The following is a 19,413-nucleotide window of genomic DNA, read 5'->3' as shown; positions in this document are numbered from 1 at the left end:
GTGCGGCGCCCCCCGCCGCCGGACCGCCCGGCGGCGGGGGGCCGTGCGGCCGTTTCCCGTCAGGCGCCCCGCAGCACCGCGCCCGTGCGCTCGGCGGCCAGCGCCACGGCGGCGTCGCGCGCGGCCGTGGCCTCCTCGACGGTCAGCGTGCGGTCCGCGGCGCGGAACCGCAGCGCGTACGCCAGCGACTTGCGACCCTCGCCGATCTGCTCGCCGATGAAGACGTCGAACAGCCGTACCGATTCGAGGAGTTCACCCGCACCGTCGTGCAGCGCCCGCTCGACGTCGGCGGCCGGGACGTCCTTCGCGACGACCAGCGCGACGTCCTGGGTCGCCACCGGGAAGGTGGAGATCCGGGGTGCCCGGAGCACGCCGTCGACGGCCTGCTCCAGGACGTCGAGCTCGACCTCCATGGCGCAGGTGCGCTCGGGCAGGTGGAGCTCCTTGACGACCCGCGGGTGCAGCTCGCCGGCGTGCCCGAAGAGGGTCTCCTCGCCGTCGACCGTGACGTACAGCGCGGCGCAGCGGCCGGGGTGCCACGGCGCGTGCCGGTCGCTGCGGACGGTCACCTCGACACCGGCCTCGCGGGCGATCGTGCGGGCGGCCTCGACGGAGTCCGCCCAGTCGGCCGGGCGGCCCTTGCCCCACCAGCCGGCCTGCTCGCGGGCGCCCGCGAGGACGACGGCGGCGCGGCGCGGCTGACGCGGCAGCGAGGCGTCGAGCCCGGCGATCTCCTCGTCGGTGGGACGGCGGTCGACGGGCAGCCGTACGGCCTTCGTCTCGGTGCCGGTCGGCCTGAAGACCAGGCCGGTCTCGAAGAGCGCGAGGTCGTGGCTGCCGCGGCCGTCGTTGCGCCGCAGTGCGCCGAGCAGGCCCGGCAGCAGCGTGGTGCGCAGCGCCGGTTCCTCGTCGGAGAGCGGGTTGACGATCTTGACGGTGCGGCGGCGGGCGTCGTCGGCCTCGAGTCCGAGCCGGTCGAGGACGGCGTCGCCGATGAACGGGTAGTTCAGCGCCTCGACGTAACCGGCTCCGGCGAGCGCCCGGCCGATCCTGCGGTGCAGCCGCTGGCGGTCGGTGAGCCCGCGGCCGGAGGGCGGCGTCGGGAGGGTGGACGGGAGGTTCTCGTAGCCCTCCAGCCGGATGACCTCTTCGGCGAGGTCGTTCGGCTCGCTGAGGTCGGGGCGCCAGGACGGCACGGTGACGATCAGCTCGTCCTGCCCGTAGACGTCGCAGCCGACCTCCTGGAGGCGGCGTACGACGGTCTCGCGGCCGTACTCGACACCGGCCACCCGGTCGGGGTGGTTCGCCGGCATCGCGATGGTGCGGGGCGCGGAGGGTGCGCTGAACTCGGTGACGCCGTTCTCGGCGGTGCCGCCGGCCAGCAGCACCAGCAGGTCGACTGTGCGCTGGGCGGCGGCTGCCGCGGCCTGCGGGTCGGCGCCGCGCTCGAAGCGCTTGGACGCCTCGGAGGACAGCTTGTGGCGGCGCGCGGTCCGGGCGATCGAGATCGCGTCGAAGTGCGCGGCCTCGATGACGACCTCGGTGGTGCCGGCGCCTTCCTGGAGGTCCGCGATCTCGGTGTTGGCGCCGCCCATGACGCCCGCGAGGCCGATCGGGCCGCGGTCGTCGGTGATGACCAGGTCCTCGGCGTCCAGGACGCGGACCGTGCCGTCGAGGGTGGTGAGCTTCTCGCCCTGCTGGGCCCGGCGCACCCCGATCGCTCCCTGGATGCGGGTGCGGTCGTAGGCGTGCAGCGGCTGGCCGAGCTCCAGCATCACGTAGTTGGTGATGTCGACGGCGAGCGAGATCGGGCGCATCCCGGCCTTCTGCAGCCTGCGCTGCAGCCAGATCGGGGAACGGGCCTCGGACTGCAGGCCGACGACGGTGCGCGCGGTGAACTTGTCGCAGCCGAGCGGGTCGGCGACCTTGACCGGGTAGCCGAAGGCGTTCGGCGCGGGCACGTCGAGGAGCGCCGGGTCGCGCAGCGGCAGCCCGTACGCGATGGCGGTCTCGCGGGCGACGCCGCGCATGGAGAGGCAGTAGCCGCGGTCGGGCGTGACGGCGATGTCGAGGACCTCGTCGACGAGCTGGAGCAGCTCGATCGCGTCGGTGCCGGCCTCGTGCTCCGGCGGCAGCACGATGATGCCGTGCGTGCCGTCGTCGCCCATGCCGAGCTCGTCGGTGGAGCAGATCATGCCGTGCGAGGTCTTGCCGTAGGTCTTGCGCGCGGAGATCGCGAAGTCGCCGGGCAGGACGGCGCCCGGCAGGACCACGACGACCTTGTCGCCGACGGCGAAGTTGCGGGCGCCGCAGACGATCTCCTGCGGCTCACCGGTGCCGTTGGCGTCGCCGACGTCGACCGTGCAGAAGCGGATGGGCTTCTTGAAGCCCTCCAGCTCCTCGATGGTCAGCACCTGTCCGACGACCAGCGGGCCCTTGAGGCCGGCGCCGATCTGCTCGACGGTCTCGACCTCCAGCCCCACGCCGATGAGCTTGGCCTGTACGTCCCGGCCGGTCTCCGTCGCCGGCAGGTCGACGTACTCCCGCAGCCAGGAAAGCGGGACCCGCATCAGATCTCCATCCCGAACGGCCGGGTGAACCGGACGTCACCCTCGACCATGTCTCGCATGTCTTCTACGTTGTGGCGGAACATCAGCATCCGCTCGATGCCGAACCCGAAGGCGAATCCGCTGTACTTCTGGGGGTCCACGCCGCAGGCGACGAGCACCTTGGGGTTGACCATGCCGCAGCCGCCGAGCTCGATCCAGCCCTCGCTGCCGCAGGTGCGGCAGGGGCGGTCCGGGTTGCCGACGGACGCGCCGCGGCAGACGTAGCAGACCATGTCCATCTCGGCGGACGGCTCGGTGAACGGGAAGAAGTTCGGCCGCAGCCGGGTCTTCATGTCCGGGCCGAAGAGCGCGCGGACCATGTGGTCGAGGGTGCCCTTGAGGTCGGCCATGGTGAGGCCCTCGTCGACGGCCAGCAGCTCGATCTGGTGGAAGACCGGGGTGTGCGTCGCGTCGAGCTCGTCGGTGCGGTAGACACGGCCGGGGCAGACCACGTAGACCGGGGGCTCGCGGTCGAGCAGGGTGCGGGCCTGGACGGGCGAGGTGTGGGTGCGCAGCACGACACCGGACTCGTCGGTCTTCGCGCCGTCGGCGCCCTGCACGAAGAAGGTGTCCTGCATCTGCCGGGCCGGGTGGTCGGGCACGAAGTTCAGGGCGTCGAAGTTGAACCACTCCGCCTCGGCCTCGGGGCCCTCGGCGACCTCGTAGCCCATGGCCACGAAGACGTCCGCGACGCGCTCCATGAAGGTCGTCAGCGGGTGGCGGGCACCGGCCGGGGTGCGGTCGTAGGGCAGCGTGACGTCCACCGCCTCCTCGACCAGCACGCGGGCGTCCCGCTCGGCCTCCAGCTCCGCCTGGCGGGCGGCGAGGGCCTTGTTCACGGCGCCGCGGGCCTGGCCCACGCGCTTGCCCGCCTCGGCCTTGGCCTGCGGCGGCAGTGCGCCGATCTCGCGGTTGGCGAGTGCGAGGGGCGAGGTGCCACCGGTGTGCGCGGTCTTCGCCTGGGCGAGCGCGTCGAGGTCACCGGCGGCGGCGAAGGCGGCGACCGCCTCGTCCCGCATGCGCTCGATCTCTTCCGGTTTCAGTGCCTCGACCTCGACTGGGTCGTACGACTTGTTCGGTGCCGACATCTCTTCCCGTGCTTCCGATTGGCTGGTGATGCTCTGAACCGGGGACGCCCCGGACCCCGCGGCCCGGCTGCTCGACGACAGGCGGACGCAAAGGTGCCAAAAGTCGAGTCTAAGGGCCGCGGAACGTGTGAGAGGCCCGTGGGCTGCTCAGACCAGGTAGGCCGGCGTGCTCACGGGCAGGATAAATCGGAACTCCGCCCCGCCGCCGGGGCCGCGACCGACCGTGATCGTGCCGCCGTGCGCCTCGACGATGCCCTTGACGATGTAGAGGCCCAGGCCCGTGCCGCCGCGCTTGCTCCCCCGCCAGAAGCGGGTGAAGACGCGGCCCATCGACTCCTCGGGGATGCCGGGGCCTTCGTCGCTCACGGTGACGGACGTTCCCTTCTCGTCGCTCTTCGCGGGTGCGGGTGCGACTTCGATGGTGACGGTTCCCTCGCCGTGGCGCACCGCGTTTTCCAGCAGGTTGCCGAGCACCTGGTCGACCTTGTCCGGGTCGGCCCAGACCGCGGGCAGCGGCTGGCAGGTGCGGACGAGGAAGCGGTCGGGGGTCTGGCCGTTCGCGGTGAGGGCCTGGACGTGGCGTTCGACGGCGGCGGAGAGGTCCACGGGCTGCCGCCGCAGCTCCAGCCGTCCGGAGTCGATCCGGGAGATGTCGAGCAGTTCGGTGATGAGCCGGGTGACGCGGTTGGCGTCGGCGTCGACGGTCTCCAGCATCAGGCGCTTCTGGTCGTCGGTGAACCTCTCCCACTTGGCGAGGAGGGTCGCGGTGAAGCCCTTGACGGAGGTCAGCGGGGAGCGCAGCTCGTGGGCGACGGTCGCGATCAGTTCGGCGTGGCTGCGTTCGGTGCGGCGGCGGGCCTCGGTGCCGCGCAGCGAGACGACCAGGCGGCGCACGGGGCCGGTGGGGTGCTCGCGCACGTACCGGGCGGAGACCAGGACCTCCCGGCCGCCGGGCAGCAGCAGATTGCGTTCGGGCTGGCCGACCCGGGTGGCGAGGCCGCCGTACGGGTCGGTCAGGGCCCACCAGCGGCGGCCCTTGAGGTCCTCCAGCGGCAGTGCCTGTTCCAGGGGGCGGCCGAGAGCGGCGTCCCGGGGCACGGCCGTGATCCGTGCCGCCGCGGAGTTGAAGCAGACGACCCGGCCGTTCTCGTCGGCGACGACGAGGCCGTCGGGCAGGTCGTCGGGGTCGATGCCGGCGCCGGCGGTGACGAGGTCCGGTTCCCCGGACGGTTCGTCCGCCCCGCCGGGGCGTTCGCAACCGCGCACGACGGCCGTGTGTGTCTCGCGCGGCCTGCTCATGCCGACAGCCATATCCCGTACCCCACCTCTCGAACCGGTGCAGTGGGCCCCCGAGTTCGCCACCCTACTAGTCGTCGGTGACGGAGCGACACCCTGCGGGGGCGCACTGCTGCGGTGTGTGGTCCGGCGGGTGCGGCACGAGCGCCGTCGGACAGCGCCCCCGGTGCACCCGCGATCCCGGGCGCCCGCCCGCGCACGCCCCCTCGGCACGTACCGGAAGCGCCCTTCTCTCTTTGCCTTTGCGGGGGTGTGGCGGAACGGTGCAGGAAGCGGCAACGGGGCCTGTCCGGCCCTGGTGGGCCCGGCAGGCCCCGGGGGGCGTGCGGTGGTGCTTTCAGCCGCGCGGGCGCTGGGCCCTTGCGGAGGCGTACAGGCAGACGGCCGCCGCGGTCGCCAGGTTGAGGCTCTCCGCCCTGCCGTGGATGGGCACGCGCACGACGGCGTCGGCCAGCGCCCTGGTCTCCTCCGGCAGGCCCCACGCCTCGTTGCCGAAGATCCAGGCGGTCGGGCCGCCCATGGTTCCGGCGTCGAGTTCGTCGTCGAGGTCGTCGGCGCCCGCGCCGTCGGCGGCGAGGATCCGTACGCCCGCCTCCCGCAGTCCCCGTACGGCCTGCTCGACCGGGACGCCGACGGCGACCGGCAGGTGGAAGAGCGAGCCGACCGAGGCCCGGACCGACTTGGGGTTGTAGAGGTCCACCGAGGCGTCGGTGAGCACGACGGCGTCGGCGCCCGCGGCGTCGGCGCAGCGCAGCACCGTGCCCGCGTTCCCCGGGTCGCGCACATGGGCGAGGACGGCGACCAGTTTGGGCTTCGCAGCGAGGATCTCGTCGAACGGCGAGTCGAGGAAGCGGCAGACCCCGATCAGGCCCTGCGGGGTGACGGTCTGGGACACGTCGGCGAGCACGTCCCCGTCGGCGAGGTGCACCCGGGCGCCGGCCGCGTGGGCGGCGGCGACGATGTCGGCGTACCGCTCGGCCGCCTCGACGGTGGCGAACAGCTCGATCAGGGTCGGTCCGCCGTCGCTGCCGCGGTGCTCGGCGGCCTCCCGCACGGCCTGCGGCCCCTCGGCGATGAACCTGCGCTCCTTGCCGCGGAAGTTGCGCTTGGCCAGCCGTCGGGCGGCGGCGACGCGCGGCGATCGCGGGGAGATCAGTTCGGGGGTGCCCATGGTCGGCGGCGGGCCTCTCTGCGTACGGGGCTGACGGGTACGGGAGCGACGGACGTGCGGAACGTGCCGTGCAACGCACCGGACCCGCAGACGACGGGCGCCTGCGGGTCCGGCTCGGAAAAGCAGGAAGTGCTACCTGGTTCAGGCGGCCTTCGGGGCGTTGACGTCGCTCGGGAGGGCCTTCTGGGCGACCTCGACGAGGGCGGCGAACGCGTTGGTGTCGTTGACCGCGAGCTCGGCCAGCATCTTGCGGTCCACCTCGATGTTGGCGGCCTTCAGACCCTGGATGAGGCGGTTGTACGTCATGCCGTTCTGGCGGGCAGCGGCGTTGATGCGCTGGATCCACAGCTGACGGAAGTCGCCCTTGCGCTTCTTGCGGTCGTTGTAGTTGTAGACGAGGGAGTGGGTGACCTGCTCCTTCGCCTTGCGGTACAGACGGGAGCGCTGGCCCCGGTAACCGCTGGCCTGCTCGAGGATCGCCCGACGCTTCTTGTGAGCGTTTACTGCCCGCTTGACGCGTGCCACTTGTTAACTCCTTGTAGCGGGGCCGTGGTTGGACTCACACGGCCCGGAAACGAATTGGTCCCGGTCTGAAGTCGAGGTCGCCGCCCCCGGGTGCGCCGAGGGCTGCTGACTCACTTGCCGAGAAGCTTCTTGACCTTCTTGGCGTCGGCCGGGGCCAGCTCGACCGTGCCGGTCAGCGAGCGGGTCTTCTTGGACGACTTGTGCTCAAGAAGGTGGCGCTTGCCGGCGCGCTCACGGAGCACCTTGCCGGAGCCGGTGATCTTGAAGCGCTTGCTGGCACCGCTGTGCGTCTTGTTCTTCGGCATCGCGCCGTTCTCTCCTCGTCAGTGGCGCCCCTCTCGGTGCGGGCACCGGACAGCAGGGGCGTCAGATCTTGATGGGAATTCCGGGGGGACCCGGGGCCGCCTGGATGGCGACCCCTGAGGTCACGCCTCGGAAGGTGTCTCGGGCTGCGTGTCGGCAGCCTGGTCCGCTGCGGCGTCGGGGGTGGAACCCTGACGCCCCGCCTTGCGGGCGGCCTGGGCCTCACGGGCCTCGGCCATCGCCTCGGTCTTCTTCTTGTGCGGGCCCAGAACCATGATCATGTTCCGGCCGTCCTGCTTCGGGTTGGACTCGATGAAGCCGAGTTCCTCCACGTCCGAAGCCAGACGCTGGAGCAGACGGAAGCCCAGCTCGGGGCGGGACTGCTCACGACCACGGAACATGATCGTGATCTTGACCTTGTCGCCCTGCTTGAGGAACCGGACGACGTGACCCTTCTTGGTGTCATAGTCGTGCGGGTCGATCTTCGGCCGGAGCTTCATCTCCTTGATGACCGTGTGCGCCTGGTTCTTGCGCGCCTCACGGGCCTTCATGGCCGACTCGTACTTGAACTTCCCGTAGTCCATGAGCTTGCACACGGGCGGACGGGCGGTCGCCGCCACCTCGACCAGGTCGAGGTCGTACTCCTGCGCGAGTTCCAGGGCCTTGGCAAGCGGAACAATCCCGACCTGCTCGCCGCTGGGACCGACAAGTCGCACCTCGGGAACGCGAATCCGGTCGTTGATGCGGGGCTCGGCGCTGATGGATCCTCCTCGGTAGCACCACGCGGCCGCCTGGCGGACAGCCACGTAACGTCTGTTTCCTTGAGACCAACCGCACACGGGCAAGAAAAATGCCCCGGACGGGACACAGGCGGGGCTCCTGGAACAACCGGAACACCGCCGCGGCCAACCGCGGGGCGCATCGGGCGGTCCCATCGTCCGTACGGAACGATGGCTACCGCCTGACCGGATGACCCGCCGTCCGGAAGGACGGCCAGGTGGGAGATCGGAGCCTCCACTTGTGGGCCGGGCACATAGCTGCCCAGCCGGTCGTTACACCAGGCTAGCAGCTGCCCGGTGCGTGCGCTAACCGGCCGTCGCCGGCCGCTCCCGCGGACGGGGCGGGTCCGGCGTGGGCCTATCGTATGGCGCATGAGTGACGCGACCCCCACCAGTGATTCCCCCGGCTTCGACGACATGGCCCGCGACATCGCGGAGGTGCCCGCGGTCGAGGTGATCGTGACGGTCGCGGTCAATCTGATGAGTGCCGCCGCCGTGAAGCTCGGGCTGACCGAGGACGGCGCCGAGCACAAGGACCTCGACGAGGCCCGCAAGCTGGTGCACGCGCTGGCCGGTCTGCTGGACGCGAGCGCCACCGAGATCAGCTCCTTCCACGCGGCCCCGCTGCGGGACGGGCTGAAGTCGCTGCAGCTCGCGTTCCGCGAGGCGTCGCTCGTCCCGGACGAGCCCGGCCAGGGCCCCGGCGAGAAGTACACCGGCCCCGTCTTCGGCTGAGCCCTCCCTCTCCACTCCTTTCACGCGCGTGAGCCCCCGCCCGGGACGGGCGGGGGCTCACGCGTTCACATCAGCGGGGCGGGGGCGGACCACCGCCCGGCGCCGTTTCCCGTATGCGATCAGCGGGTGAACAGGGGTTCGCCCGGTGCGACCGCGTCGGCCGGCAGCAGCGCCAGGTCCAGGCCGCGCACCAGTCGGGCGCGCAGCACCTCGTCGGCGGCCAGCGCCTGTGCGACCCGGCGGGCCGCGTCGGCGGGGTTCGCGTCGGGCGCGAGGACGAGGGCCAGGGTGCCGTCGGCGGGGCCGGGGCCGAGGTGGGCGCGGAGCACCGCGGCCTCGGCTGCGACCGCGGCCCGCACCGCCGAGGTGACGGCGGGGTCGTCCAGCGGGTCGGCACTGGTACGGCCCTCGGCGAGGGCGAGCAGCGCGGGGCCGGTCAGTTCGAACGCGACCGGTCCCGCGAGGTCGAGGACGACCGTGTCCGCCTTCTCGTGCGCGGCGGCCCGGAGCGCCTGGTGGAGGGGGACGGCGACGGGGCGGGCCTGCGGGTCCCAGCGGGCCAGCGAGTCGGTGGAGGTGAAGGCGGGCAGGGCCCGACGGTCCCCCGCCTGGAGGGTGGGGACGGCCATGTCGCTGGTCTTCTCGCGACGCAGGCCCCGCTCGTCCTCCTCCACCTCGCCGAGCACGGCGACGACGGGGACCAGCAGCCGGGTGCCCCTGAGGGCTTCGAGCACCGGGCCGACCGCCTTCCGGTCCGTGGCCCACGCGGCGAGTGCCGCGGTCAGGGCCGGGTCGGCCGTGCCGTCGTCGTCGGAGTAACCGGGGTCCGGAATGTTCTTCAGCGCCACAGGGCGAGCGTAGTACCCGGGCCTTTCCGTCCCGGCGACGGGGCGGGCCGACCGCTCCCGCGGGCCGTTGCCGGCCGGGCGGGACGGACCCGGCGGGGCGGTCGGTTTCGCCCGGGTGCGGGCCTGGTGGGGGCAGTTCCGGGCGGGGGGCGTGCCCTGCGGAGGGCGGACAGTTCCGGACGGTGGAGGCGGTCAGTTCCGGATGGTGGCCGGGCCGCGGCCCCTGCCGCGCCAGAGCACCACGGCCAGTGCCAGCAGGAGCGCGCCGAGGACGCCCGCGCCGGCGGCGAGCCAGCCCGCGGGACTGTTCTCGTGCCGCGCGGGGCTGGGTCCCGGGCCGAAGTACTGCTTCCGGTATCCGGCCCCGGCTTCGGCCCGCAGCCCGGCGGGGCGGAGCTTCGCCCCGGCCTCGATCGCCGCGGCGGGGTCGACGATGCCGTACCCCCGGGCGTCGTCACGGCCGGACGCCGGGGAGCTGCGGGCGGTGTCCGTGAGGAGCTTCTTGATCTGGGCGGGCGTCAGGTCCGGATGCGCGGCACGGACCAGCGCCACCGCGCCCGAGACGAACGCGGAGGCGGCGGAGGTGCCCCACTCCACGTAGTACTGGCGGTCGGGCGCGGCGACGACGATGTCGACGCCGGGGGCGCTGACCGTGGCATACCAGCGGCGGGTGGAGAACGCCGCGTGGGTGCCGTACCGGTCGACGGCGGCGACCGCTATCACGCCGGGGTAGGCGGCGGGGTACGAGATGTGGTCGCCCTTCTCGCCGCCGTTGCCCGCGGAGGCGACGACGACGGCCCCCTTCTTCAGCGCGTACTGGATGGCCGCGTCCTCGCCCGGCTCGGGGTGTGCGGACTTGCTGTCGTCGCCGAGCGAGAGGTTGATGACGTCGGCGCCGTGGTCGGCGGCCCAGCGGATGCCGTCGGCGAGGGCCGTGCCGCGCGACTTGCGGGCCTTGGCGCGGGCCGGGTCGGAGGCTTCGAGGATCACCCGGACCGGGAGGATCTTCGCCTCGGGCGCGATGCCGAGCACCCCGTCGTCGCGGCCCGGCCCGTGGCCGCGGCCCGCGATGATGCCCGCCATCGCCGTGCCGTGCCGGGCCCAGGCCCGGTCGCCGTGACCGGCACCGAACCCGATCATGTCCTTGCCGGGCAGCACCTGGCCGGCCAGGTCGGGGAGGCTGTCGTCGACCCCGGTGTCGACGACGGCGACGGTGATGCCCCTGCCCTTGGTGGTCCGCCACGCCTGTTCGGTGTGGAGCGCCTGCAGCCCCCACTGCTGGTCCCGTATGGCGTCGGCCCCGGCCGGTGCGGCGGGCAGGAGCGCGAACGCGGTGGCGGCGCAGACCGAGCCCAGGGCGCGGTGGCGACGGGGGCGGCGACTCATTCCGGCTTCTCCGTGAGGTCGGTGACGGCCCGGCGCAGGCCGCGCTCGACCCGGTCGGCGATGCCCTTGGCCTCGTGGCCGAGTCCGGCCTGGGCCGCCGCGGTCGTCGCGCTCGTGTCCATGGCCTTCGCCGCGGGCTGCGGGTCGGTGACGGTACGCCCGTCGGCGAAGCCGGAGACGGCGAACACGACGACGGGCACCTCGGTCAGTACGTGGACGGTCCAGCTGGCGCGCTGCCGGTCGCCGAACCCGGCGGCGACGGTGCCCCGGACGGGGTACGTGCGGGGCATCAGATCGGTGCGCAGGTCGAGGTGCTGGCCGGTGAAGCGGGTGTTGAGCGCCCGCATGGCCGCCGGGTCGCCCTCGGTGAAGATCACCCCGACGGTGGTGACGCTGCTGGACGTGGCGTCGGCGTAGGTGGCGCGGAGCATCCGCTCGCAGCCGACCGGGCCGAGCGCCCTGGCCAGCAACGGGTCCAGGGCCTTCCCGCAGCCGCTGTCCGGGGCGACGGCGATCCGGGTCCAGACCCGGTCGGCGCCGCCGGGGCCCGCCCCGTCGCCGGCCAGTGCGGGCGGGAAGAGGGTGTCCACGGGGACGTTGTGCCAGGCGGAACGGCCCACGGTGTAGGCGCTGTGGGCGGCGGGGTCGGCCGAGGAGTCGCTGGTGAGCCAGGTGCCGGTGGCCGCACCGCCGATCAGCCCGAGGCCGAGCACGACACAGACCGCCGCGGCCGCGGTCCGGGCGGGGTGGCGGGTGCGGATCGGGCGCAGCCGGGTGGTGGTCTCGGCGGGCGTCTCGGGGCGCGGACCGTAGTACGGCTGCGGCTGTCGGTACGGGTACGGATACGGGTGCGGCACGGACGGCGGGACCGTCCCCGGGCGCGGGGTGAGGTCCACGGCGCCGACGGGCCGCCGCCGGGTCGCGGCGGGCGGCTGCTCGGGACGGGGCGGGGCAACGGGCGCCTGGGACACGGGCACACCCTGAACGGGCGCCGACGGTACGGACGCGCCCGGCGCGGCGGCCGGGGGCACGGAGACACCCGGCGCGGGGGCCGGGGGCACGGGGCGGAGCCGGGCCGTGGTTTCCACGGGCGGGACTGCGTCCGCCGCGGGCGGCGGGGCCGTCGGTGGCGGCGGAACGGGCGCGGTGGCGGGTGTCGGCGCCGGGTTCCGCGTCGGCTGCGCGGGCTCCGGCGGACGGGCGGGCGCCGGGGACGGCGGGCTCGTGGCCGGTACGGCCCCCTGGGCACCCGGCTCCTGGATCCCGGGCCCGCCCGCGGGGGCCGGGGGCACGGGGCCCGTCCCCCGTACCGGGGACGCCGCCTCCGGCCCACGTGCGGGGGCCGGTGTCGCGGGACCCGGCTCCCGTACCGGAGCTGCGGGGCCCGGCTCCCGGGACGGGGGTGCTGCCTCCGGTTCGCGGGTGGTGGAGGCCGGTGTCACCGGGTTCGGGTCCTGTGCCGGGGGCGTGGGGCGGGGCGGGACAGGAGCCCGTTGCGCCTCGGTACTCATCCGCCCCCCTGGTCCCGTTCCGTACCACGCGCGGATCGGCGTCACAGGCAGGCCCGTTCGACTGCCGCTGATTGCCGCGTGTCCGTCACTCTACGGGGTGGGGCGCCCCCTGCGGGAGCAGGCCGTCCGACCCCGGATGATCTGCACGGATCGTCCCCCGGGGGCCGGGCCGTACGGCGGAAGGGCGCACGGCCGCGGCGCGTCGCCCCGCCCTCCGCCCCGCGTCCGTCCCCGCCCGCGGGGACCGCGTCCGGCGACGCGGGCCGAACCGTCCGGTGGCGCCGGTCCGGACGGGAGGCGGGACAGCCCTTACCCATCGGTACGGGCGTCTGGCAAGCTGCGGCCATGACTGCCCGTACCGCTGACCGGACCCGGTACAACCGGGCCACTGCCCACCTCGACGTCCCGATCGCCGTCGTCGATCTCGAGGCGTTCGACGCCAATGCCGATGATCTCGTCCGGCGGGCCGCCGGGAAGCCGATCCGGGTGGCGAGCAAGTCGGTACGCTGCCGGGCGCTGCTGGAACGGGTGCTCGCGCGGCCCGGGTTCGCCGGGATCATGTCGTTCACGCTCGCCGAGTCGCTGTGGCTGGCACAGGCCGGTTTCGACGACGTGCTGCTGGCCTATCCGACGGCCGACCGGGCCGCCCTCGCGGAGCTGGCCGCCGATCCGAAGCAGGCCGCCGCGGTGACGCTGATGGTGGACGACCCCGCCCAGCTGGAGCTGATCGACGCGGCGCGGGCGGGTGGTCGCGAGGAGATCCGGATCTGTCTGGAACTGGACACCTCGCTCCAGCTGCTCGGCGGCCGGGTCAGGGTCGGCGCCCGGCGCTCCCCGCTGCGCTCCCCCGCCCAACTCGCCGAGCTGGCCCGCTCGGTGGCGCGCAGGCCGGGTTTCCGGCTGGTCGGCCTGATGGCGTACGAGGGGCACATCGCCGGGGTCGGGGACTCGCTCGCGGGCCGGCCGCTGCGTTCCCGGGCGATCCGGCTGATGCAGGCCGCGGGCCGCCGGGAACTCGCCGCGCGGCGGGCCGAAGTGGTGCGCGCGGTACGGGCGGTGGCGCCGGACCTGGAGTTCGTGAACGGCGGCGGCACCGGCAGTGTGCAGCACACGGCGGCCGAGCACGCGGTGACCGAGATCGCGGCCGGGTCGGGGCTCTACGTGCCGCGGCTGTTCGACAACTACACGTCGTTCACGGCCCGTCCGGCGGCGCTGTTCGCCCACCCGGTGGTGCGCAGGCCCGGGGTGGGCGTGGTGACGGTCCTCGGCGGCGGCTACCCGGCGTCCGGCCCCGCCGGGCCGGACCGGCTGCCCGTCCCGTATCTGCCGGAGGGCCTGCGCTACGACCCGCAGGAGGGGCCGGGCGAGGTGCAGACCCCGCTGCTCGGCGCCCCGGCCGACGATCTGCTGATCGGCGACAAGGTGTGGTTCCGGCACGCGAAGGCCGGTGAAATGTGCGAACGCTTCGACGAGTTGCAGCTGATCGAGGGCGACCGGGTGACCGCGACCGTGCCGACGTACCGGGGCGAGGGCCGTACGTTCCTCTGAGCCCCGGGCCGGGTCGGCCGGTCGGGCGGGGGGCCGGTGGCCGGACGGCGGGTCAGGGAGCGACCGAACTGCCCACGCCGCCGCTCGTCGCGCTGTCGCCGATCGGCCGGATCGCCTTGGTGATGGTGTCCATGAGCGAGAGCGACGGCCCGTCGGGGCCCGCGTCGAAGGCGTAGCGCACGATGACCAGCGACTCGCTGCCGACCGTGGACGGGAAGACGAGCGACTGCACGTAACCGCCGGGCCCCTTGCCCGTGTCGACCTGCCAGCGGACCTGGTAGCCGGTGCGTCCGGCGACGCTCACGGACTCGGAGGCGAGCTCCTTGTGGGAGGTGACGCCGCCATGGATCCGGTTGCCGAGGACGTCCTGCTCGTAGGCGCTGTCGACGGCGTCGGTGATGTCGTGCTTGGCGAGTTCCTCGGCCGAGGTGATGTCCGTGGCGTTCGCGGTACTGCTGGTCACCGTGCCGTGGTAGCAGAAGCGGCCGGAGTCGCCGGGGCACCGGTAGGGGGCGACGGTGCGCATCATGAGGAGCCTCCCGCCGCTCAGGTCGGGCCTCTCCCAGCCGTCGGGGATCGGCAGGGTGATGCCGTTGAGCTGGTCGACGAGGACCTTCGGGTCGTCCCCGGCCGACGAGTCGTCGGGGGACGGGGTGTCCGTCGCGGTCGCCGTCGCGGCGGGCGGTGGCGCGGAGCCGCTCGGACCGGCCTCCGGTGTGCCGTCGCCCCCGCGCAGCAGGAGCGCTCCGGTGACGGCCGCGCCGACGACGACCAGGCCCGCGACGGTGAGGGCGACGGTCCGGGTGGTGCGGGAGCCGGTTCCGTTGCCACCGGGTGCCCCGCCGGCCTGCACGGACGCCTCCTCGGCCTGCACGGGTGGCCCGAACTCCGGGGCGGGCGGCCCGAATTGCTGCGGTGCGGGAGCGGCCGGGCGGGTGTGCGCGGTCCATGCCGTGCCGTCCCACCAGCGTTCGGTGCCCGGTATCGCGGCGTCCGGGTACCAGCCGGGCGGTGTCGCGTTGCTCATCCCCCCACTTTAGGGTTCGGCCATCGGCGGAAGTCCGCCGATCACCGGTCCGCCACTTCTCCGTTCCGTCGCGAGACTTAAGGTGTGGTGAATGACCATTGATCGAAAGGGAGACGGGGCGTGGCCGGGGAGAGCGAGTTCATCGACCGTCTGATGCCGGTGCTGCGACCCGTCCGCGCGGGGAACGGCTTCGAGGAGGCGCTGGAGCAGATCCTCCAGGTGCTCAGGCTGGAGCTGGTGCCCGGCGGGGGGCGGCTGCCGGCCGAGCGCGACCTCGCCGAGTTGCTGGGGATCAGCCGGGTCACCCTGCGCGAGGTGCTGAAGGTCCTTCAGGACCAGGGCCTGGTGGAGAGCAGGCGCGGCCGGTACGGCGGCACGTTCGTGCTGGCGCGCACCGGCAGCACGGGCGAGGACGAGCTGCGCCGGAGGGTGGCCTCCGTCGACATCGAGGACGTGCTGCGCTTCCGCGAGGTGCTGGAGGCCGGGGCGGCCGAACTGTGCGCCGCGCAGGGGCTCGACGAGGAGGGGGCGGTCCGGTTGCGCGCGGCCCTGACGGCGACTCACGAGGCACCCCTGTCCGACTACCGCAGGCGCGACACCCGGCTGCACCTGACCCTGGCCGACCTCTCCGGTTCCGCGTCGCTGGCCACGCAGTACGCGGCCGTCCGGGCCTCCCTGAACGACCTGTTGGACTGCATACCGCTGCTCGTGCGGAACCTGGAGCACTCGCAGCAGCAGCACACGAGCCTCGTCGAGGCGATCCTCGACGGGGACCCGGAGGCCGCGCGCGCGGTGATGCGCGAGCACTGCGCGGGTACGGCCGCTCTCCTGCGCGGGTTCCTGACCTGAGCCGGGCCCTCGGCCGGTTTCCCCCGTCCTCTTGTGCGGAGCCCCGGAGAGCATAAAGGTATCCGTCGTAACCATTGGATTCCTGGGACCGCCTCCGCCCCTGCGGGCGGCCGACCGGAGGGACCGTCCGTGCCCGAGCCTCTCGACCACCCCGTGCCCGAGCCTCTCGACCACCCCGTGCCCGAACCCCTCATCGGCGTCACCACCTATCTGGAGCCCGCCGCCCGCTGGGGCGTCTGGGAGCTGCCCGCCGCTCTCCTGCCGGCCGGGTACCCGCGCATCGTCCAGCGGGCCGGTGGTCTCGCCGCGATGCTCCCACCGGACGACCCCGGCCGGGCCGGGGCGGTGGTGGCCAGGCTGGACGGACTCGTGATCGCGGGCGGGGCCGATGTGGACCCCGGCAGGTACGGCGCGGAGCGCGACCCCAGGTCCGGACCGCCCGTCCGGGAGCGCGACGCCTGGGAACTGGCCCTGATCGGGGCGGCCCTGGAGTCCGGCACGCCGGTGCTCGGCATCTGCCGCGGCATGCAGCTGCTCAACGTGGCGCTCGGCGGCACCCTGACCCAGCACCTCGACGGCCACACCGGCCCGCCGGGCACGACCGGCGTCTTCGGCACGCACCGGGTGACGCCGGTGCCGGGCACGCGCTACGCGTCGGTGGCGCCCGAGCCGTGCGACGTACCCACCTACCACCACCAGTGCGTGGAGCGGCCGGCACCGGGCCTGGTGATCGGCGCCCATGCGGCGGACGGCACGATCGAGGCGGTCGAACTCCCGGGCCCCCAGTGGGTCCTGGGGGTGCAGTGGCACCCCGAGATGGGCGACGACCCCCGGTTGCTGGAGGCATTGGTCGCGGCTGCGGCGGCCCGGTCGGCGGCCGGGACCCCGGTGCCGTGACCGGCGGTTCCCGCACGCGGGGACACGGGCGGAGTGCCCCGTCAGCCGTCCCGTGCCGTCAGGGACAGCAGGTCGCGGGCGGGGCCCGTGGGGCGATGACCCGAGGGCCATACGGCGCGCAGCTGGCGTCGCAGGCGCACTCCGGCGACCGGGACCTTGACCAGGCGCCGCGAGGACAGTTCCTCGCCCAGGGCGAGTTCGCTCAGGACGCACGGCCCGGCGCCGCTCTCCGCCGCGCCCTTCACCGCCGTGGTGGAGGAGAGTTCGAGCAACGGCTGGGCGAGGCCGCCGTGCGCGGCGAGGGCGGCGCCCAGCACCTGGCGGGTGCCGGAGCCGTGTTCGCGCAGGATCAGCGGGGTCGTGGCGAGCTCCTGCGGGGCCAGGGGGGCGGGGCGGCGGGCCCAGGGGTGGGACGGGGCGACCACGACGACGAGGCGGTCGTGGGCGACGACCGTGCCGTCGAGCCCTTCCGGTACGGACAGGCCCTCCACGAATCCGAGGTCGGCCTCGCCGACGAGCAGCCGCCCCGCGACGGCCGCCGAGTTCCCGGCGAGCAGCGAGACCGCGGTGTCCGGCCGTTCGGCGCGCAGCGCTATCAGCCAGCCCGGCAACAGGTACTCGGCGATGGTCATGGAGGCGGCGACCCGCAGCCGTGAGTCCCGCCGGTCGCGCAGCGCCTGGGCGCCCGCGTCGAACGCCTCGGCCGCCTCGACGATCCTGCGCGCCCAGTCGGTGACCAGCGCGCCCGCGTCGGTGAGCCGGGAGCCGCGCGGGGAGCGGTCCAGCAGGGCCACGCCGAGCTGTCGTTCCATGGACCGGATGCGGCTGCTGGCGGCGGGCTGGGTGACGCCGACGTCCCGTGCCGCGCGCCCCAGGCTGCCGTGCCGGGCGACGGCGAGCAGGAGCTCCAGCGCGCCGAGGTCGGGGACCCGGTGGGACAGCGGGGGCGGAACAGGCACTTCATCGGTCATAAAGTAAGCTTATGACCTCATAGAAGCGGAGTCCCTGGTGGGGTCCCGCCCTCGTGGCAAAAATCATTGGCATGGCCACCCTTCCGCGGACGCAGCAGCCCTCAGCCCCGTGTCCGACCTCCCCCCGCCCGTCCGCCCTGCGGTATCTCGGCCCCAACTGGTACGCCTCCGTCATGGGCACCTCGATCGTCGCGAGCGCGGGGGTCGCACTGCCCGTGCACGTGCCGGGGCTGCGCACCGTCTGCGTGTTCGTGTGGGTGCTCTCGGCGGTCGCCCTCGCCGTGCTGCTCACGGCCCGTGCCGGGCACTGGATCGCCCATCGCGACCAGGCCCGCAGCCATCTGCTCGACCCCGCCGTCGCCCCGTTCTACGGCTGCCTCTCGATGGCGCTGCTGGCCGTCGGCGGCTCCACGCTGGCGGTGGGCCGGGACCTGATCGGGCTGCGGGCGGCCCTGGCGCTGGACGTGGTGCTGTACACGGCGGGCACGGTGACCGGTCTCGTCGTCGCGGCCGCGATCCCGTACCTGATGGTCGTGCGCCACCGGATCGAGCCGGGGAACGCCTCTCCGGTGTGGCTGCTCCCGGTGGTGGCGCCGATGGTCTCCGCGGCGCTCGGCCCGCAGCTGGTGCCCCATCTGCCCGCCGGGCAGTGGCGGGAGGCGATGCTGCTGGCCTGCTACGCGATGTTCGGGCTGAGTCTGCTGGCCACGCTGGTGATGCTGCCGCTGATCTTCGCCCGGCTCGTCCACCAAGGTCCGCTGCCGCTCGCGCTGACGCCCACCCTGTTCCTGGTCCTCGGCCCGCTGGGGCAGTCGACGACCGCGGTCGGTCAGCTCGCCGACGCGGCGCCGGGCACGGTGCCGGAGCCGTACGTCTCCGGATTCGGGGTGTTCGCCGTGCTGTACGGGGTGCCGGTGATGGGATTCGCGCTGCTGTGGCTGGCCCTGTCCGTGGCGCTGGTGGTGCGGGCCGTGCGCAACGGCATGACCTTCGCCATGACGTGGTGGGGCTTCACCTTCCCCGTCGGCACGTGTGTCACCGGCGCCGCGGGCCTGGCCCGGCACACCGGTCTCACGGCGTTCACCTGGCTGGCCGTCGCCCTGTACGTGCTGCTGGTGACCGCGTGGGCGGTGGCCGGGGTCAGGACGCTGCGCGGGCTGTTCGGCGGAGCGCTGCTCGCAGCGCCGCAGGGGCCCGCACCAGTGACGGTCCGTACCACGTGAGGAACCGCCCGTCGACGAGCGCGGCGGGCAGTGCGGGGAAGGCCTCGGGTCCGTCGGTCGCGGTGAAGCGGTACGGCTCGTCGGGCAGCACCACCAGATCGGCGCCCGCCGCGTTGAGCGCGTCGAGGGGGATGCGCGGGTAGCGCTCGGCGTGGTCCGCGTGGACGTTCTCCACCCCGAGCCTGGCCAGCAGGTCCCCGGCGAAGGTGTCGCGGCCCAGCACCATCCACGGCCTGCGCCAGACGGGCACCACCGCGCGGCGCGGGGCCGAGGGGGGCGGGAGCGCGGCCCAGGCCGCCTCGGCCTCGTCCAGCCAGCGCGGCCGGGACCGTCCGCAGGCGGCCAGGACGCGTTCGAGTTCCGCGAAGGCCCGGTCGAGGGTGCGGACCTCCGTGACCAGCACCTCGATCCCGGCGGCCCGGAGCGCGGCGAGGTCGGCGGCCCGGTTCTCCTCCTCGTTGGCGAGGACGAGATCGGGCCGGAGCGCGACGACCGCCGCCACGTCGGGGTTCTTGGTCCCGCCGATCCGGGCGGCGGTCAGGCCGGGCGGGCGGGTGCACCAGTCGGTGACCCCGACCGGCAGCCCGGGGTCGGTGGCGGCGACGGCCTCGGTGAGCGAGGGAACCAGGGAGACGACGCGCACGGGG

18 protein-coding genes are annotated in these 19,413 nt (G+C 73.9%); 5 read left to right on the top strand and 13 right to left on the bottom strand.

All coding sequences use genetic code 11. The features are described 5' to 3' along the window. Positions 1 to 59: 59 nt before the first annotated feature. From pheT to infC, 7 genes are all read right to left on the bottom strand, one after another. A complete protein-coding gene (gene pheT, locus ACWCXX_RS22375; RefSeq protein ID WP_451129807.1) occupies positions 60 to 2,570 on the bottom strand; it encodes a phenylalanine--tRNA ligase subunit beta in 2,511 nt (836 codons plus the stop codon). Further along, positions 2,570 to 3,697 (bottom strand): phenylalanine--tRNA ligase subunit alpha, encoded by a 1,128-nt coding sequence (pheS, locus tag ACWCXX_RS22370; protein ID WP_451129805.1) that lies wholly within the window; start codon positions 3,695 to 3,697, stop codon positions 2,570 to 2,572. The genes pheT and pheS overlap by 1 nt, the downstream gene beginning before the upstream one ends. A gap of 147 nt (positions 3,698 to 3,844) precedes the next feature. Further along, entirely contained in the window at positions 3,845 to 5,008 is a 1,164-nt protein-coding gene (locus tag ACWCXX_RS22365; protein WP_451129803.1) for an ATP-binding protein, read from the bottom strand. Positions 5,009 to 5,330: 322 nt separating this feature from the next. After that, positions 5,331 to 6,164, bottom strand: coding sequence for a TrmH family RNA methyltransferase (locus ACWCXX_RS22360; protein ID WP_451129801.1), 834 nt, complete (start codon positions 6,162 to 6,164; stop codon positions 5,331 to 5,333). Positions 6,165 to 6,305: 141 nt separating this feature from the next. Next, entirely contained in the window at positions 6,306 to 6,689 is a 384-nt protein-coding gene (gene rplT, locus ACWCXX_RS22355) for a 50S ribosomal protein L20 (protein WP_451129799.1), read from the bottom strand. Between the two features lie 110 nt (positions 6,690 to 6,799). Then, positions 6,800 to 6,994, bottom strand: coding sequence for a 50S ribosomal protein L35 (gene rpmI / locus ACWCXX_RS22350; protein ID WP_114243588.1), 195 nt, complete (start codon positions 6,992 to 6,994; stop codon positions 6,800 to 6,802). Between the two features lie 120 nt (positions 6,995 to 7,114). Then, positions 7,115 to 7,798 (bottom strand): translation initiation factor IF-3, encoded by a 684-nt coding sequence (infC, locus tag ACWCXX_RS22345; RefSeq protein ID WP_283850741.1) that lies wholly within the window; start codon positions 7,796 to 7,798, stop codon positions 7,115 to 7,117. Positions 7,799 to 8,143: 345 nt separating this feature from the next. On the opposite strand from infC, the gene ACWCXX_RS22340 reads away from it, so the two are divergent. Continuing rightward, on the top strand, positions 8,144 to 8,506 hold the full coding sequence (locus ACWCXX_RS22340) for a DUF1844 domain-containing protein (RefSeq protein WP_451129796.1): 363 nt from the start codon (positions 8,144 to 8,146) through the stop codon (positions 8,504 to 8,506). A gap of 119 nt (positions 8,507 to 8,625) precedes the next feature. On the opposite strand, the gene ACWCXX_RS22335 is transcribed toward ACWCXX_RS22340, so the two are convergent. The 3 genes from ACWCXX_RS22335 to ACWCXX_RS22325 all read right to left on the bottom strand — a co-directional run bounded on the left by ACWCXX_RS22335 (position 8,626) and on the right by ACWCXX_RS22325 (position 11,636). Next, entirely contained in the window at positions 8,626 to 9,354 is a 729-nt protein-coding gene (locus tag ACWCXX_RS22335) for an SseB family protein (protein ID WP_451129794.1), read from the bottom strand. A 192-nt stretch (positions 9,355 to 9,546) separates the two neighbouring features. Then, complete coding sequence (gene mycP, locus ACWCXX_RS22330; protein ID WP_451129792.1) at positions 9,547 to 10,740, bottom strand: type VII secretion-associated serine protease mycosin; 1,194 nt, start codon at positions 10,738 to 10,740, stop codon at positions 9,547 to 9,549. Further along, the gene (locus ACWCXX_RS22325; RefSeq protein WP_451129898.1) at positions 10,737 to 11,636 is read right to left on the bottom strand and encodes a hypothetical protein; all 900 of its coding nucleotides are present in this window, start codon (positions 11,634 to 11,636) and stop codon (positions 10,737 to 10,739) included. Before ACWCXX_RS22325 ends, mycP begins: the two co-directional genes overlap by 4 nt. 960 nt (positions 11,637 to 12,596) lie before the next feature. On the opposite strand from ACWCXX_RS22325, the gene ACWCXX_RS22320 reads away from it, so the two are divergent. Next, on the top strand, positions 12,597 to 13,799 hold the full coding sequence (locus ACWCXX_RS22320; RefSeq protein ID WP_451129791.1) for an amino acid deaminase/aldolase: 1,203 nt from the start codon (positions 12,597 to 12,599) through the stop codon (positions 13,797 to 13,799). A gap of 52 nt (positions 13,800 to 13,851) precedes the next feature. Here the strand turns inward: ACWCXX_RS22320 and ACWCXX_RS22315 are convergent, their stop codons facing one another. Beyond that, a complete protein-coding gene (locus ACWCXX_RS22315) occupies positions 13,852 to 14,826 on the bottom strand; it encodes a DUF2510 domain-containing protein (protein WP_451129789.1) in 975 nt (324 codons plus the stop codon). 153 nt (positions 14,827 to 14,979) lie between these two features. Here ACWCXX_RS22315 and ACWCXX_RS22310 point away from each other — a divergent pair, with 153 nt between their 5' ends. Next, the gene (locus tag ACWCXX_RS22310) at positions 14,980 to 15,675 is read left to right on the top strand and encodes a FadR/GntR family transcriptional regulator (RefSeq protein WP_451129896.1); all 696 of its coding nucleotides are present in this window, start codon (positions 14,980 to 14,982) and stop codon (positions 15,673 to 15,675) included. A gap of 177 nt (positions 15,676 to 15,852) precedes the next feature. Continuing rightward, on the top strand, positions 15,853 to 16,572 hold the full coding sequence (locus ACWCXX_RS22305) for a gamma-glutamyl-gamma-aminobutyrate hydrolase family protein (protein ID WP_451129894.1): 720 nt from the start codon (positions 15,853 to 15,855) through the stop codon (positions 16,570 to 16,572). A 41-nt stretch (positions 16,573 to 16,613) separates the two neighbouring features. Here the strand turns inward: ACWCXX_RS22305 and ACWCXX_RS22300 are convergent, their stop codons facing one another. Further along, complete coding sequence (locus tag ACWCXX_RS22300; RefSeq protein WP_451129788.1) at positions 16,614 to 17,543, bottom strand: LysR family transcriptional regulator; 930 nt, start codon at positions 17,541 to 17,543, stop codon at positions 16,614 to 16,616. Positions 17,544 to 17,614: 71 nt separating this feature from the next. Here ACWCXX_RS22300 and ACWCXX_RS22295 point away from each other — a divergent pair, with 71 nt between their 5' ends. Beyond that, positions 17,615 to 18,766, top strand: coding sequence for a TDT family transporter (locus ACWCXX_RS22295; protein ID WP_451129786.1), 1,152 nt, complete (start codon positions 17,615 to 17,617; stop codon positions 18,764 to 18,766). Here ACWCXX_RS22295 and ACWCXX_RS22290 read toward each other — a convergent pair. Continuing rightward, positions 18,684 to 19,409 carry a helical backbone metal receptor gene (locus ACWCXX_RS22290; protein ID WP_451129784.1) on the bottom strand — a complete coding sequence of 242 codons (726 nt, stop codon included), beginning with the start codon at positions 19,407 to 19,409 and terminating at the stop codon, positions 18,684 to 18,686. The genes ACWCXX_RS22295 and ACWCXX_RS22290 overlap by 83 nt on opposite strands. Between the last annotated feature and the right edge of the window lie 4 nt (positions 19,410 to 19,413).

Source organism: Streptomyces sp. NPDC001732, assembly GCF_053596315.1.
This window is presented reverse-complemented; position numbering and strand designations above follow the sequence as displayed.

Excerpts from the sequence above, each read along its gene's own strand:
- ACWCXX_RS22315 (WP_451129789.1), bottom strand. The coding sequence starts at position 14,826 with ATGAGCAACGCGACACCGCCCGGCTGGTACCCGGACGCCGCGATACCG.
- ACWCXX_RS22360 (WP_451129801.1), bottom strand. The coding sequence starts at position 6,164 with ATGGGCACCCCCGAACTGATCTCCCCGCGATCGCCGCGCGTCGCCGCC.
- ACWCXX_RS22320 (WP_451129791.1), top strand. The coding sequence starts at position 12,597 with ATGACTGCCCGTACCGCTGACCGGACCCGGTACAACCGGGCCACTGCC.
- rpmI (WP_114243588.1), bottom strand. The coding sequence starts at position 6,994 with ATGCCGAAGAACAAGACGCACAGCGGTGCCAGCAAGCGCTTCAAGATC.
- ACWCXX_RS22340 (WP_451129796.1), top strand. The coding sequence starts at position 8,144 with ATGAGTGACGCGACCCCCACCAGTGATTCCCCCGGCTTCGACGACATG.
- ACWCXX_RS22365 (WP_451129803.1), bottom strand. The coding sequence starts at position 5,008 with ATGGCTGTCGGCATGAGCAGGCCGCGCGAGACACACACGGCCGTCGTG.
- ACWCXX_RS22310 (WP_451129896.1), top strand. The coding sequence starts at position 14,980 with ATGCCGGTGCTGCGACCCGTCCGCGCGGGGAACGGCTTCGAGGAGGCG.
- ACWCXX_RS22295 (WP_451129786.1), top strand. The coding sequence starts at position 17,615 with ATGGCCACCCTTCCGCGGACGCAGCAGCCCTCAGCCCCGTGTCCGACC.
- pheS (WP_451129805.1), bottom strand. The coding sequence starts at position 3,697 with ATGTCGGCACCGAACAAGTCGTACGACCCAGTCGAGGTCGAGGCACTG.
- pheT (WP_451129807.1), bottom strand. The coding sequence starts at position 2,570 with ATGCGGGTCCCGCTTTCCTGGCTGCGGGAGTACGTCGACCTGCCGGCG.
- ACWCXX_RS22300 (WP_451129788.1), bottom strand. The coding sequence starts at position 17,543 with ATGACCGATGAAGTGCCTGTTCCGCCCCCGCTGTCCCACCGGGTCCCC.
- mycP (WP_451129792.1), bottom strand. The coding sequence starts at position 10,740 with ATGAGTCGCCGCCCCCGTCGCCACCGCGCCCTGGGCTCGGTCTGCGCC.